Here is a 14,963-nt window from a genome sequence, read left to right as displayed (position 1 = left end):
TTTTGTTGTGCCCCTCTTTCGTTGACTAAATTATTTAAATAATAAATATATTTTATAATAAACTAAAAAATGAATTCGATTAGATCTAGAATGGGTCAGTTTACCATTCTCTTGCACAAACCCCCCACCCCCATTACAACATTTTTTACACTGCGGGTATAGATTTTTCTCTCAGGCTTTATTGTGATTTGTTTGTGCTTGCCCCCCGGAGGAAGCGTATCGAGAATACTGGCCAATAAGGGAAATATATTGTACTGGTCCAATACCCGGCGTTTGGCCTCTCGGAGCGCATCGAGATGCTTTTCCCTCTCATCTGAATAAATAATTTCTTTGATGGTGCGAAGCGAACCAGCATAGTCGTTTATGTTTATTGGCGTGTATGAATGGTTGGGCAGATAATCGGAGATATTGGGGCACCCGTAATAGATCGGATAACTCAGACCTAATATCGAATCGGCGAGCTTCTCGGACCAGAAATCGGTGTGAATGCAATTTTCCAGGGCGATGTGGTAACGATATCGGCCAATTGCATCCCACTTGTCCTCCAGGCTCATTTTGTTGGTGATGAACACGTCCAGGTCCCCTCCTATCTCCTTTTCCAATTTTCTGACAAAATCCAAACGGATACGGTGACCTTTGATTGCGGTCTTATCCGATGTTATGACCGAGACCAATCTATCCTTTTTCGGATCTGGCATCGATTGCAGTTCATCATAGTCTTTATTATGCTCTTTTTTCCAATTTTTAGTCTGGCTGTCCCATCGCATACCGATGAACCATGGTAAAGCTGGTTGTGTGTTTATGACCCTGCGATGGATAAGGTTCCTATGGCAGCTGACCACTGTGTGAAACTGATACAAAAAAAATGGATTATAGGTTCGTATGCATGGCGGTTCTCCAGTCATGAACACCGTATGTTCAGGAGGGCAGTGGCACGTGGTCGTTTCGGGAACTGATTCTTCAACGACCCAGTAATCACATTCGCCCAGGTCCTGATTGAAAACGAACTTATAATCTCCCCATTGGTAGGAACCGCTTGGTGTCTGTCTCCCCCATGGAAATTTAATGTCCTGGTTATCGAACTTGACTGTGTACAACGCACCACTCTTTTCTCGGTATGTAGAAGAGTGATATTAAATTAGACTGGTGGGCATCGTCATAATAATGGATCCGTTGATTAACGAGATAACCATTATTTGAGATGTTGAAAATATGTTGATCATTTTACCACAATATTATTAAGAAAACCATCAATACAGTCCCGATCAGGAAGGACCGATTGAATGATAGTTGTCTCGATGATGGGTGGATTAGGAAATCAATTGTTCCAGTATTGTACGGGGAGACGATTGTCATTGAAGTACGGAACGGAATTGAGATTGAATACTTCGTTCTATTTTTTCAATAGAAATCCCAATGTCACACCCTGGCCATATGGTCTTGATAAGTTCAATATTGATGTCAAGACGATCGATTCTGAAGAGCTCACTACATTTCTAAATGAAAGAATACCAAAAGTTAAGAGAATGGTCAATGAAATGAGCTTTAAGGTAATAAAGAAACGGCCTTTCAGAAATCCCTGTGTTTATAGAGAAAGAGGTATAGGTTTTGACCCTGCGGTTCTGGACCTACCAGATGATAGCTGTTTGATCGGTTATTTTCCTTGCGACCGTTATTTCAAGGACATCCGGCAAACGCTCCTGCACGATCTGGAGATCAACCGACCTTTGAAGAGCGAGTGCGTCAGCATGGTCGAGCAAATTCATAAAACCAACTCGGTCTGTCTCCATGTGAGGAGGGGAGACTATTACTCCAATCCTTCAGCAAAAAAGGTGCACGCCGTTGACCTCTCTGATTACTATAGCAAAGCCATCGAATTGATCAAGGAAAAGGTGAACGATCCTCACTTCTTCATCTTCTCCGATGAACCGGAATGGGTTCGGTCGAATTTCCATCTTAATGGCAGCAGTACAGTTGTTGACATCAACAAGCCAAACGAGCCTGAACAGGACCTTATGTTAATGAAGGAATGTGAGAATTTCATTAATGCGAACAGCACGTTCAGTTGGTGGGGGGCCTGGCTTTCTCGGAACGAGGAGAAGATGGTCATCACCCCACGACAATGGTTTTTGGTCGATCATGAGGTCAAAGACCTTTGCCCAAAAGAATGGATCGCCCTGTGAGAAAGTATGGTCCTGTGACTACATCGATGGGCGCATTCGAATGTCCATATGGATAGACGATTTCAAAGGTCGAACATCATTATAGTACAGGCAATGTTCCTACGAACGGGATGACTCGAACCATTTTATCGTTCTCTTCAATCCCTCGTCCAATCCGATCTTGGCCTCGAACCCGAACCTTTCCTTGGCCTTGGTCACATCCAGACACCGCTTCGGTTGTCCATCTGGCTGGTTCGAGTTCCATACGATCGTACCATCGAAGCCGGTCAGCTCGGCGATCTTGTTCACCAGGTCCTTTATCAATAGCTCCTGCCCGTTCCCTATATTGACCGGATCTGAGCTATCATATTTCATCCCGGCCAAAACGATAGCTTCAGCGGCGTCCTCTACATACAGAAATTCACGAGAGGCCTTGCCCGTTCCCCAGACCGTGACCTCCTTCGCGCCCGACTCAACCGCTTCCACGAATTTCCGGACCAGCGCCGGGATCACATGGGAGTTTTCCAAATCGAAATCGTCCCGGGGCCCGTAAAGGTTGACCATTAACAGGTTGACCGCGTTAAATGAATATTGTTGGCGATAAGCTTCGGACTGGACTATCATCATCTTCTTAGAAAGGCCATAGGAAGCATTGGTCTCCTCGGGATAGCCGTTCCATACATCCTCTTCCTTGAATGGGATCTGAGCGAACTTGGGATATGAACAGACCGTCCCTATACCAACGAACTTACCCACCCCCTCCATCCGAGCCGCCTCCATTAATTGTGAGTTCATGATGATGTTGTCATAGAATAGCGACCCGGGAAAACGACGGTTATAGCTTATCCCACCGCCCCTTCCAGCGACATGGAGCACCATATCGATGTCCTTGATCGCCCTCTTGCAGTTGTCCCATTGACGGAGGTCCAGTTCTTTACTGCTGGGCGTTCGAATGTTCGCCCTTGGTACGCCCTTATCAACCAAATTATCAACTACAAAACTTCCAAGGAACCCGTGTGCCCCAGTGACCAATATCAGCTTTTTCGTTAGGTCGTTCAAGTCAATACCTCCTTGAATACTTGAGCTATGTAATCCAGATCGTCGTGTGTAAGATATTGGTGGCAACCTACGTACATGCCATGAGCCCCCAGCCTCTCCGCGACCTTCAATTTTCCCTGATACCTCTTTTTATATCGCAGATAAGAGGGTTGCTGCGTTGGTATACAACCAAACAGAGGTCTGGCCTCGACCCCTCTATTTTCCAATTTCTTGACCAGGGAATCGCGGTCGATGCTTTCATCAACGATCATCGGATATGCCAGATAGCTCACGTTGGGATCAAAATCGGGCAATTTGATCTTATCTGCGAACATGGAGAGCTGATCGTTCAGATATCGCACGTTATCAGACCTGGTTTTTATGATCTCTGACACCTTATCGATCTGGACCGATGCCAAGGAGGTCTGGAACTCCATGGTTTTGAAATTATACCCGATGCGTTCGTGCGTAAATCTGGGGTCCCTCGTGTCCACATCATTGCGTCTGACGCATCCCTTATCTCGACGAGTGCATGAGACGCAATCGCACCGTCGACCGTTGGCCTTTAGACTTCGCATCAGTTTCTCGATCCCAGGATCGTCGGTGCAGACGGCACCCAGCTCCCCAGCCTGAATATTGTGTGCGATGTAGAATGAGAACGTGGATAGGTCCGACATACTTCCGGTCCTCTTCCCTTCCACTACAGTACCGTGCGCCTGGGACGAGTCCTCCATAAGTGCTATGCCATTGTCGTGGCATATGCGGGATATTCCCCCCATATCACATGGATATCCCATCAAATGTACAGGAAGGATGAGCTCTGGCATATCTACCTTTACCCCCTCGATCGCTTCCTTAATACCATCCGGGGTGATGCCAAAGGTCTTTTCGTCCACGTCCACATATATTGGATTAAAACCAGTGAGAACAAGGGAGTTCGAGGTGGCAACATAGGTCAAAGGAGTGGTGATCGCCGTTTTTCGTTTCGGCCATTTCCGTAACTCGGTCAGAGCCATCATCCCTACGATGAGCGCGCTGGTGCCAGAATTGACGGCCACGCATTTCGATGTGCCCACGAAATCCGCCCATTTACGTTCGAACTGATGGGTCTTCTTCCCTTCAGTGATCTTTCCCGAGTCTAGAACATCATTTATGGCCTTTCTCTCTATATCGGTGATCTTGAAGTCGCCTACTCCAACCCATCTTTTTTGCATATGGTTTCAGTCCCCTTTCCACCATTTGTTCGGGAACTTGCGACGTATTATTACATCCCCTTCACCTATTGGTTCTTGTCCACTAGCTCTCAGGTCAGCATCCACCATTATCTTGACGAGGTCTGAGAAACCTATTTGTGCGGACCATCCGAGCTCTTTCTTGGCTTTCGATGCGTCGGCGATAAGATCTTCCACTTCATTCGGTCTGAAATATCGTTGATCGATCTCCAAGTAGTCCTGGGCCTTCAACCCGACATAATCGAACGCGGCATCTACGAATTCCTGAACGCTGTTGGTACCACCGGAACCAACCACTATATCTAATGGTCGATCGTGTTGCAGTATGCGCCACATGGCCTCCACATACTCGGGAGCGAAACCCCAGTCCCTCCGAGCTTTGAGATTGCCCATGTATAGCTTCTTCTGCTTTCCAGCGAGTATCGCGGCCACTGCCCTTGTGACCTTTCTTGTCACGAAGGTCTCTCCTCTTCTGGGAGATTCGTGATTGAATAGAATGCCGTTCGATGTGAAAATATTGTATCCATCACGATAGTTCTTTACCATGTGGTAAGCGTAAAGCTTGGCACAGGCGTATGGGCTGCGGGGTTGGAAACCGGTATTTTCGTTCTGGGGTGGAACCGCTGAGCCGAACATCTCGCTACTGGAAGCCTGATAAAAGCGGAGGGGATGATGTGAGCGACGTATCGCCTCAAGTAAGCGTGTGACGCCCAACCCGGTGATCTCGCTGGTATATTCCGGCATATCGAAGGATACCCGAACGTGGCTTTGGGCGGCGAGATTGTAGACCTCGTCCGGATGGATGTTAAAAATAAGGTTGTTTATCTGTTCTGAATCCGATAGGTCCCCATAATGCAGGAACAGGTTCTTATCGGGTTCGTGGGGGTCGGTGTATATATGGTCCAAACGACCGGTGTTAAAAGTGCTTGCCCTCCTGATGATGCCGTGGACCTGGTAACCTTTTGAAAGAAGCAATTCCACCAGATACGAACCGTCTTGACCCGTGACCCCTGTTATTAGAGCAATTTTTTGTGACATTTAGAATCAATCCCGATCGTGTAATATGTTCAATTATTTGTGACCATTTCAATTTTTCTTTCAAACAGCGCTAACTAATATTAATATTTGGTTATAGTGATATTTGCTGCGTGAGATCGTTTTTACCATTTTCAAAGTTTATTAGTGTTTAGTTATTAATTGGTCGACTCACTCCAGGAATGATCGTTGATGCAGAAAGCCCTCTTAATATCGGGATATCTTGTTGTCAAAAGTTCCTTGCGGGCTTAGCCACTATATATCGCTTTTCTTGATCGAACGCCATCCTGGGTCTAGAATTTTACAGGTGCTAGCATTCGGAAGTCGACATCTCGGATATTGCTAGTATTTTCATTAAAATCGCCCATATAGTGTTCTTAATAATTTTCAATATATCTTCCCCGATGAATGACCTTAACGCATTTGGTCATCAAACATCAATCCCCTCACCGAAAAGCAATAAGCATCACATCTGAATCTACCTCCCCGTGAGCAGAAAGGTCGTGGTCCTGGATTCACACCAATTCGATGACAATCGGATATCCAAGCACATCTCCAGTCTTGATGGGAAGTACGAGGTCTTCCGCCTGAACTTCAATTTCTTCCCTGGCCGGCCTACGCCCAGTAATACGGATGATGCCGTGGTGATCGACCTTATACCGACGAAGAACTCTTACTTGAACGGCTCGCTTTTCACCTTGAACATCCTGATCGGAAGGTACGTTTCAGGTCTGGGATCCTTGTTGAAGGCCAAATTCCTCGCCAAGAACGATCAGGTGATCTTTCACGTGCACGACCCCTACCTGTTGGGTCTGGCGGTCAAATTGGCCAAGAGGTTCCCAGATTCCCGCATCGTCTATGACCGTCACGAATATTACGAATCGTGGAAGAACCGCCTGGGATTCTCCGCCCCTGGTCTTTTCGAACGGTTCTACGGTAGGTCCGTCTCAGAAGTGGTCTTCGTCAGCAGGGACCATGGCCACTTCCCCAAGTCCCTGAGCGGAAAAAAGGTGTCCGTTATCCCGAACTATCCCTGGTCCGGACAATTCAACCGCGAGGTGGTGGAAAAAAAGGTCAGAGGTATGGATGACGGTGGCGACATTTGCGTGGTCTACTTCGGGGTGCTCAACCTGAACTTCGACCGGGACGTTCGCCTGATGTTCGAGGTCATGCGCTCGATCATGCAAACGAACCCGAACCTGCGGTTCGTGGTGGCCGGCAGGGTGTACGATGAAGAGGTCCGTTCGATCATCGATGCGATGGTCGCATCGTTCGGGGAGCGCATGAGCTACCTCGGCGAGATCCCCTATAAAGAGGTCATAGAGCGCACTCAACGTTCTCACCTGGGCTTTTTCTTGCTTAGGCCGGACAGCCATATGTGGTCCGAAGAAAGACCGGTCTCCCCCAACAAGATCTACGAATACCTGCTCTCTGGCACCATTCCAGTGATCAGAGCGACCCTTGACGACCGTGAGATTATCGAAAAATGCTCGCTGGCTTTCGGCAAGGATTCCACCTTTAAGCAGGTCCGGGACGGTATTCTGAAGTTGATCGGCGACCGGGAAAGGATGAAGAGGATGATACTGGAGTGCTACGATGCGGGCCAGGAGTTCTCCTGGGAGAAGGTGGCCCCTCGTTATCTGGAGTGCTACGAAAGGGTCTTTGGTTCCATGGACCAAGGCAACCAATGATTAATGTGGAACTGCATTTCCGGGTGAAATGAAAGTCCTGTCCATCGTCGGTGCCCGGCCTCAGTTCATCAAGGTCTCTCCGGTGCATAAGGCCGTGTCGAAGAAGCACGACCACAAGATCATGCACACAGGTCAGCACTACGACTACCAGATGTCCCAGGTGTTCTTCGAGGAGCTGGATATTCCGGCTCCGGACTACTATCTGGGCGTGGGCTCCGGTAGTCATGGCGCGCAAACGGGCAAGATGCTGGTGGCCATCGAGGAGATCTTATTGAAGGATAGGCCGGACATCGTGTTGGTGTATGGCGACACCAACTCCACCTTGGCCGGGGCCTTGGCGGCCATCAAGCTCAACATTCCCATAGGTCACATCGAGGCCGGCCTGCGTTCCTTCCGGCGTGGTATGCCCGAGGAGATCAACCGCGTGCTCACCGATCACATATCGACGTTGCTCTTCTGCCCCAGCCAGGTTTCCGTCGATCATCTTGCTCGAGAGGGAGTGACCAAGGGCGTGCACGTGGTAGGCGACACCATGACCGAGGTGCTCCTGGACATAGATGACCGCCTCAAGGACGACGTCCTGGACAAGATGGGAGTGAAGAAAGGTAAGTACGTCCTGTGCACCATCCACCGTCAGGAGAACGCGGACGACCGGAAGAACATGGAGGAGATAATCGGCGCCATGCTGGATTCCGGGGAAACGTTCGTCTTGCCACTGCATCCCCGTACCCGCAAGAACCTGACCGGTTGGGGCATGCTGAGGGGACTGGAGGAGGCGAAGAACGTGGTCCTGACCGAGCCTCAGAACTTCATGTCCTTCACCTCGCTGGAGAAGAACGCCCACAAGATCATGACCGATTCCGGCGGCGTGCAGAAGGAGGCCTACTTCTTCGGCGTGCCCTGCGTCACCGTGCGGGACGAGACGGAATGGGTGGAGACGCTGGAGGACGGCTGGAACGTGCTGGTGGGCGCCCATAATGAAAAAATAACCGAGGCCCTGGCCAGAGAAAGGCCGCGGAAGGAGCGCCATGTAAGTTACGGGGACAAGAAGGTCTCCGAGCGGATAGTGAAAATCCTCGAACGGTCCGACCTATAAATCAACGGTTTGGATAGCGGAATATTTGATCGCGTCGTCTGAAGGATGATTATTATTTATTCATTGAGACCGCTGTGGGATGACGTAACATGAAGCTGATGGCCAAGTACTACTCCATCGTCGATTGCCAGATAGGCGATGACACCATAGTGCGCGATTACGTCAACCTCTACGGCTGCAAGATCGGCAACGGATGCCGCATCGCCGCCTTCGTGGAGATCCAGCGTGGTGTTACCATCGGTGACCGTTGCAAGATCGAGGCCTTCGCCTTCATTCCCTCAGGGGTCACCATCGAGGACGAGGTCTTCGTTGGTCCAAGGGCGACATTCACCAACGACCTGCACCCGCACGCCGTGGGCGACTGGAGCATCACGCCCACGGTGGTCAGGAAGGGCGCTTCCATCGGGGCCGGGGCGATTATAGTCTGCGGCGTGACCATCGGAGAAGGGTCTACGATTGGAGCTGGCGCAGTGGTGACCAAGGACGTCGCACCCGGAACGACCGTCGTAGGCAACCCGGCCAGGCCGACCAAGAAAAGCTGATCGTTCATTTTTCGACTGTCAAAGGTCTTTTAACCAAGTCCATTGATTCCCCCTTCATGCTCGGGAGAATCGTGGCCGTGGTCGGTCTTGGATACGTCGGACTGCCCTTGGCCTGTTCGTTCGCATCTGTGGGATTCAAGACCTACGGGAACGACATCGACGCTGTGAAGGTGGACAAGATAAACCGCGGCGTAAACCCCATCGAAGGGGCCGAGCCAGGTTTGAGCGAGCTGCTGAGCGAAGTGCACGACAAGGGATTGTTGTACGCCGACCTTGACCCGTCCGTCCTGAGCAAGGCGGACGCCATCTTCGTCTCCGTCGATTCGCCGGTGGACGAGAACAAGAACCCTAATCTCAAGGCCCTGCGCAGCGCGGTGACCAGTATCGCCAAGCACATGAAGAAGGGAGCCCTGCTTTCCATCGAGTCCACCATACCCCCGGGGACCATGGAGAAGGTGGTCGTCCCGCTGATAAGGGAGCAACGGGGGTTCGAACCGGGAACGGATTACTTGTTGGTGCATTGCCCGGAAAGGGTCATGCCCGGGCGTCTGCTTCGCAACATCAAGGAATACGACCGGATACTGGGAGCATACGACGAGCGCTCCGCGGCCACCGGTGCGGAATATTATAGGATGATAGTGAAGGGTAACATTCACGCCACGTCCCTCATCAACGCCGAGATCTCCAAGACCACAGAGAACGCCTATCGCGACGTTCAGATAGCCTTCGCCAACGAGGTGGCGTTAATATGCGAGGAGCTGGGCGCGGACGTCTTCGAAGTGCGGAAGTTGGTCAACACCTGCCCGTTCCGGGACATGCACATCCCCGGTTCCGGGGTGGGCGGTTACTGTTTGCCGAAGGACCCCTGGCTTTTACTGAGCGCGGCCAAGCATTCTAAGAAAGAAGTGATGCCCGCTGCCCGGAAGATGAACGAGTATATGCCTTTGCACATGATAGGGCTGGTCTGGAAGGCCCTGGAGGAAAAGGGGGTGAAGGACCGGGCCCGGATTGCCATCATGGGATTGAGCTTCCTGCGGGACTCGGACGACACCCGCAACTCGCCCAGCCTGGTCATTATAAACGGTCTCATGGAGAAGAACGACCTGATCGTACACGACCCCTTCGTGCAGAAGCCGTACAAGGTGGAGATGGTCCGGGACACGGACGCGGCCTTGAAGGGCGCGGACTGCGCTGTTTTCGTCACCGATCACTCGTGCTACAAGGACCTGGACCTGGAAAAGGTGAAGAAACTGATGCGCACTCCAATCATTGTCGACGGGCGCAACATATTCAACGCCGACAAATGCCGCAAGCTGGGTTTCAGCTACAAAGGCGTAGGAAAAGGTTAGACGTTCAACCTTCGACCTTCTCCTTCCCCTTGCTCTTCAGCGACCTGAGCGCGGCCTCGCACACCTTCAGGTTGGACACCGCGTCCCGGCCGCTTATGGGCGCGTCCTGCTTCGCTTCCGCGGCCTTCAGGAAGTTCTCCAGCTCCACCTTGAGCGGTTCCTCCTTCTTTATGGCGATGCGATGAACGTCCAGGTCCAGCGATAAATTGAATAGGTTGCCCGGGTCGAGGTCCTTTATGGAGCTGGAGGAAATCTCCATGGATTGGTCGATGTAGTCCGCTTGTACGAACGCTTCGCTGCAGGTCAGCGACAACTTGCGCACCTTCATGGGCGTGAGCCAGTTGACCTCGATGAAACCAATCCCCCCATCTTGGAACTCCAGGAGGAGGTTGGCGAAGTCCTCGCAGGCCTTACCGTTGTATGAACCGCCAAGAGCACAGACCGAGCGCACCTCGGAACCCTTCACATGACGGAGGACATCCACGTCATGGATACCCAGGTCCATTATCACGCCCACGTCCCTAATGCGTGACGGGAATGAAGATACGCGACGGGAGGCGATGGATATCACATCGCCAAAGCGCTTGGCATCCACGAGGTTCTTTAGGCTTCCCACGATAGGGTTGCACCTCTCGATGAACCCGGAGGCCAGGGTGACCTTGGCCTTGTTCGCCAATTCCACAAGCTCGGCGGCCGTGGAGCTCTGGCCGGTGAAGGGCTTCTCCACCAGGATGGACACGCCATGTTCGATCGCCAATTTAGCCACTTTGAAATGCTCGCTGGTCGGAGTGCAGATGCTGACCGCGTCGACCTCTTTGAACATCTCCTGGGGGGAAGCGAATGACCTCACGCCGAACTTATCGGCAACCGCTTTCGAGGAGTCCTGCATGACGTCCGTGACGCCCACCAGTTCTGCTATCTCGGAATATACGCGGACGTGGTTCTTGCCCATGGACCCGACACCGATCACTCCTACACGCATGGTAGGAGGGAAGGGTCACCGGTGAATTATTAATTTGCATAGCACAACGGCAAAACAATCTAATAATCCCCTGGGAATGCCAGAACATCGTCATTCTTCGCGTAGAAAGGGAACTGATATCATGGATGACATCCCGCAGGCCAGACCAGTAATGGATAAGGAAATGATCGAGGCCGCCACTTCGGCCTTGCAAAACGAGCGCTTGGTCCTGGGAGAGAGCGTCTTCAAGTTTGAGGAGGCGTTCGCCAATTACATCGGCGTCAAGCGCGCGGTCACCATATCATCGGGTACCGACGCACTCATCCTAGCGCTGCTGGCCCTTGATGTCGAGGACAAAGAGGTCATCACCACGCCCTTCTCCTTCATCGCCACCGCCAATACCATCTACCACGCTCATGGCCAGCCGAGGTTCTGCGACGTGCGGGCCGACGACTACAACCTGGACGCTTTGAAGATCGTCGCGGCTGTGCGCAAGAAGACCAAGGCCATAATGCCGGTACACCTGTTCGGTCACCCCTGCGACATGAAGGAGATAAACGAATTGGCGGAGGAGAAGGGGCTGAAGGTCATCGAGGACGCCTGCCAGGCCCATGGCGCCGTCTACAAAGGCAAGAAGGCCGGGGCCCTGGGCGACGTGGGTTGCTTCTCCTTCTACCCCACCAAGAACATGACCGTCGGGGGGGACGGAGGCATGGTCACCACGGACGACGAAGACATCGCGAACATGGTGGCCAAGCTGCGGGACTGCGGCCGTACCACTCGCTACTCGCACGACGTGCTTGGTTATACCTCCCGGTTGAACACGTCCAACGCCGCCATCGGGTTGGTACAGTTGAAGCACCTGGACCGCTGGAACGAGCGCCGTCGGGCCATCGCCAAAAGGTATCAGGTCAAGTTGAAAGGCGTCGCCGGTGTGGAGCTTCCTCCGAAAGCTGACGAGGTCAAGGAGCCGGTCTACCATTGCTACGCTGTCCGTGCGGAGCGCCGGGACAATTTGGCTAAATACTTAGCGGAGAAGAAAATCGCCACCGCCGTGCATTACCCCATACCGATACATATGCAGCCGGCCTACGTGGGGAAAATAGCCCAGCGCGAAGGGGACCTGCCGGTAAGCGAGATGCTGTCCCAGAAGATACTTTCCCTGCCTATATTCCCGTCCATGACCGACGAGCAGGTGGACCGGGTGTGCGAGACCGTCAAAGGATTCTACAAGTGATCTTGGACGGAATCGGTCATTTCGACGGAGCCTCGGCCAACATCTTGCCGATTATGCCCAATATCGCCTTTTCCCTTGCGGCGTTGTCATAGAGCTTTACGACCCTTTCCCTGGCCTGAGCGCCTTTCTCCGGGTCGTAATCCGTGCTTATGGCATCCACAACTTGGCCCCAAGAGCCGAATTCCACTATAGTGCCGGCATCTCCCACGGCCTCCGGCAGCCCGCCCCGGTTGGTCACCACGGGTATGCAGCCGCAGGCCATGGATTCGATGACCGCCACCCCGAAGCTCTCCCGGTACGACAGTTGAAGATAGTACTTGGAAGCGTTCAATATCCTGATCAGGTCCTCCCCGGTCTGGTAGCCTATCAGTTCAAGGTTCTCCAGCGGCTCCAAGCCCACACCGGGGTCCACCCTCCCGACCAGAACGAACTTCTGCTGGGGTGTGCGTTTGACCACTTCCATGAAATTATTGACACCTTTGACAACCCAGGTGCGCTTGTTCACGTTCCCCACGGTGGTGACGGTGGTCCTCTTTATCCCCTCGGTCACCCTAAATTTGGAGGTATCGATCCCGTTGGGCACGACCTCTATTTTGCCTTCGTCGTCAATGATGCGTAGAGCTTCTTCTTTAGTGAACTCAGAGACGGCCATGATCTTATCGCACGCTCTGAACGATAATATCGGAACATATCGCATGAACTTCCTGCTCATCAAGCCATAATTCAAGGATGGCTCGTTGGCCGTGTCATATCCTCCGGCAACTACGATTGATTTTTTATTGAGCAGCTTCGCAATGAACACGCCGATCAATGCCCATAGGTCACCGAACCAAATGTAAACGACGTCCCTCTTCCGCATTTCCTTGAAGATGGAAAGGGCAAGCAATGGCAGTTCCTTCATGTAGGAGGTGGATAGATAGATCGATTTCACATCGAATTTCTTCCTTAGTAAGGCTTCGTCGTTGATACAAAAGGAGGACCCTTTCAACCCTATGAAGAGAATGCCCCTCTTATTACTTTCAACGCCCGAACCCGATTTTCTTTCCGTGAAGACCACCTGTCAAGACCTATAATTGGATGTTCTTAATAATATATGATTGATCTGTATATAACTACGGACCTATGCTCGGTTTTTATATCAATTGACCCGAGAGACCAATGCATCGATAATGCGCTCAAATGATGTATGTGACCTGATCATTTCCCATGTTCCAACCCGACCAGAAATGAGGCCGTATCCCCCATCTTGATGGCCCAATCGAGATGTTCTTCAGCGTATCTTCGCATGACCTTAGGATGGTCGCGCCATTCCCGCATCCTTTTCGCAAAATCGAGTACCTGTTCGATGTCGATGTTCTGCCCTATGGGAGCGTTCAGCACGAACTCGGAATCAGCGGGAAAATCGACGTCCGTTCCGGACATAACGAAGGGAACCCCTCTGGCGCAGTATTCACGATGCTTCAAAGGGCACATCTCGACCAAACCCTTCCGTTCTATCGCTAGCACCCCGAGAGCGATATCGCAGCTATCGAACAGCTCATCCAGGTCCGCACCTTTCATCGGCGGGAGGAAGTGAACGTTCCTTAAGGCCATCTTATTGACCTTGTGGACCAGGTTTTGCTTCTCCGGTCCTTCACCAATGAGATAGACCTGCATACGCCCCTCAATATCAGGCTCGGTCAGTGCATCCAATAGCTTGTCGTAACCATGCCAGCAGTTGAAATTCGCCACGGCCAGAATTCGTAAAGGTCCGACCCGGTCCGGAGAAGGATTTCTCATTTTGAACCTGCCGATATTCACTCCATTGGCGATGACCGCTCTTTTCGTTCGGGTGAACCCTCCGGGATAGAACAACCCGCCGATTTCGTTAGTGACGGAGACAATCCCGATGGTCCTTTTGGACGCGATGGCAGCCACACCTTTTTCGAATAGCAGACGCAATCGATCGAGCAGGGAATCCTCATCAATCTCGTATTTATACAATCCATTGATCTCCAGCACCAGATTTCTTTTTCTGGAATGCAGGAGCATCGGTATCTCTGACAGCGATGGATGTCGCAGGTAGAACATCGTGTTCCCATTATTCAGCTCTCTGATCGTCGATCTGATCCTTATCATCTGCCTGATCATCGATAAGATGGTGAAGTGCGATGACCTGTCGGCTGATGCCTGCGCATCTGCAAGTGATTTCTCATCGTGTATGACCCGGATATCGTTCGGTTCCGCCAGGACCAGGACGGCGTCAGTCCCTTGTCGGGACAGGTTCATCCACTGGTCCACGATCTTGTCATTGATGGAAAAACCATACTGGCGCCCAGTGAAATTGATGAAGACGCATCTAGGACGACGGGTATCGCATCCTTGCGGTCCTGCAGAGGGAATGGTCATTTGGACCCCGCCTCGATGGATTGCAGCAATAAGAGGAACTGACCGGGAAGAGGACCGACGGTCACCTGAGGGCGGTCAATGTTCAGCTCTTGTTCGATGGCCTTCTGAAGGTCGGACATGTTCAGAACCGTGGTAACGAGGCCCTTCTCGGCCAACTTTAGACAAAGATGGACCTGATGATCGTTCAAGGCCTCTCCGAACTTCACAGTCCGGGGGACAGCTACGACCCGCT

At 51.7% G+C, this 14,963-nt stretch carries 14 protein-coding genes and 1 pseudogene; 7 read left to right on the top strand and 8 right to left on the bottom strand.

Annotation, left to right across the window (positions count from 1 at the left end):
• Positions 1-95: 95 nt before the first annotated feature.
• A complete protein-coding gene (locus tag NT131_07100; protein MCX6651403.1) occupies positions 96-1,097 on the bottom strand; it encodes a glycosyltransferase family 10 in 1,002 nt (333 codons plus the stop codon).
• Between the two features lie 186 nt (positions 1,098-1,283).
• On the opposite strand from NT131_07100, the gene NT131_07095 reads away from it, so the two are divergent.
• Positions 1,284-2,183: an alpha-1,2-fucosyltransferase gene (locus NT131_07095; GenBank protein MCX6651402.1), complete on the top strand. Its 900-nt coding sequence runs from the start codon at positions 1,284-1,286 to the stop codon at positions 2,181-2,183.
• Positions 2,184-2,282: 99 nt separating this feature from the next.
• Here NT131_07095 and NT131_07090 read toward each other — a convergent pair whose 3' ends face one another.
• The 3 genes from NT131_07090 to gmd are packed head-to-tail and all read right to left on the bottom strand — an operon-like array spanning position 2,283 to position 5,470.
• Complete coding sequence (locus NT131_07090; protein ID MCX6651401.1) at positions 2,283-3,221, bottom strand: GDP-L-fucose synthase; 939 nt, start codon at positions 3,219-3,221, stop codon at positions 2,283-2,285.
• Positions 3,218-4,414, bottom strand: a complete 1,197-nt coding sequence (locus NT131_07085; protein MCX6651400.1) for a DegT/DnrJ/EryC1/StrS family aminotransferase — start codon at positions 4,412-4,414, stop codon at positions 3,218-3,220. The genes NT131_07090 and NT131_07085 overlap by 4 nt, the downstream gene beginning before the upstream one ends.
• 6 nt (positions 4,415-4,420) lie before the next feature.
• Positions 4,421-5,470, bottom strand: coding sequence for a GDP-mannose 4,6-dehydratase (gene gmd, locus NT131_07080; protein ID MCX6651399.1), 1,050 nt, complete (start codon positions 5,468-5,470; stop codon positions 4,421-4,423).
• 485 nt (positions 5,471-5,955) lie between these two features.
• On the opposite strand from gmd, the gene NT131_07075 reads away from it, so the two are divergent.
• The 5 genes and pseudogenes from NT131_07075 (at position 5,956) to NT131_07055 (ending at position 10,145) form a co-directional block, all read left to right on the top strand.
• Entirely contained in the window at positions 5,956-7,158 is a 1,203-nt protein-coding gene (locus tag NT131_07075; GenBank protein ID MCX6651398.1) for a hypothetical protein, read from the top strand.
• Between the two features lie 28 nt (positions 7,159-7,186).
• Complete coding sequence (gene wecB / locus NT131_07070) at positions 7,187-8,254, top strand: UDP-N-acetylglucosamine 2-epimerase (non-hydrolyzing) (GenBank protein MCX6651397.1); 1,068 nt, start codon at positions 7,187-7,189, stop codon at positions 8,252-8,254.
• 98 nt (positions 8,255-8,352) lie between these two features.
• Positions 8,353-8,574: pseudogene (locus NT131_07065) on the top strand (N-acetyltransferase).
• 33 nt (positions 8,575-8,607) lie between these two features.
• Complete coding sequence (locus NT131_07060) at positions 8,608-8,796, top strand: DapH/DapD/GlmU-related protein (protein ID MCX6651396.1); 189 nt, start codon at positions 8,608-8,610, stop codon at positions 8,794-8,796.
• A gap of 56 nt (positions 8,797-8,852) precedes the next feature.
• Positions 8,853-10,145, top strand: a complete 1,293-nt coding sequence (locus tag NT131_07055; protein ID MCX6651395.1) for a nucleotide sugar dehydrogenase — start codon at positions 8,853-8,855, stop codon at positions 10,143-10,145.
• 4 nt (positions 10,146-10,149) lie between these two features.
• Here NT131_07055 and NT131_07050 read toward each other — a convergent pair whose 3' ends face one another.
• A complete protein-coding gene (locus tag NT131_07050) occupies positions 10,150-11,127 on the bottom strand; it encodes a Gfo/Idh/MocA family oxidoreductase (GenBank protein MCX6651394.1) in 978 nt (325 codons plus the stop codon).
• Positions 11,128-11,248: 121 nt separating this feature from the next.
• Here NT131_07050 and NT131_07045 point away from each other — a divergent pair, with 121 nt between their 5' ends.
• Positions 11,249-12,343 carry a DegT/DnrJ/EryC1/StrS family aminotransferase gene (locus NT131_07045; protein ID MCX6651393.1) on the top strand — a complete coding sequence of 365 codons (1,095 nt, stop codon included), beginning with the start codon at positions 11,249-11,251 and terminating at the stop codon, positions 12,341-12,343.
• 16 nt (positions 12,344-12,359) lie between these two features.
• On the opposite strand, the gene NT131_07040 is transcribed toward NT131_07045, so the two are convergent.
• The 3 genes from NT131_07040 to NT131_07030 form a co-directional block, all read right to left on the bottom strand.
• On the bottom strand, positions 12,360-13,274 hold the full coding sequence (locus NT131_07040; protein MCX6651392.1) for a glycosyltransferase family 4 protein: 915 nt from the start codon (positions 13,272-13,274) through the stop codon (positions 12,360-12,362).
• Positions 13,275-13,540: 266 nt separating this feature from the next.
• On the bottom strand, positions 13,541-14,731 hold the full coding sequence (locus NT131_07035; protein ID MCX6651391.1) for a glycosyltransferase: 1,191 nt from the start codon (positions 14,729-14,731) through the stop codon (positions 13,541-13,543).
• Positions 14,728-14,963, bottom strand: a 236-nt coding sequence (locus NT131_07030; GenBank protein ID MCX6651390.1) for a hypothetical protein, incomplete at its 5' end; no start/stop codon positions are given. The genes NT131_07030 and NT131_07035, both read right to left, overlap by 4 nt.

Source organism: Methanomassiliicoccales archaeon, assembly GCA_026394395.1.
In the GTDB taxonomy this organism is placed as follows: domain Archaea; phylum Thermoplasmatota; class Thermoplasmata; order Methanomassiliicoccales; family UBA472; genus UBA472.
The sequence above is the reverse complement of the archived record's forward strand: the minus strand, read 5'-3'. Positions and strand labels throughout refer to the sequence as shown.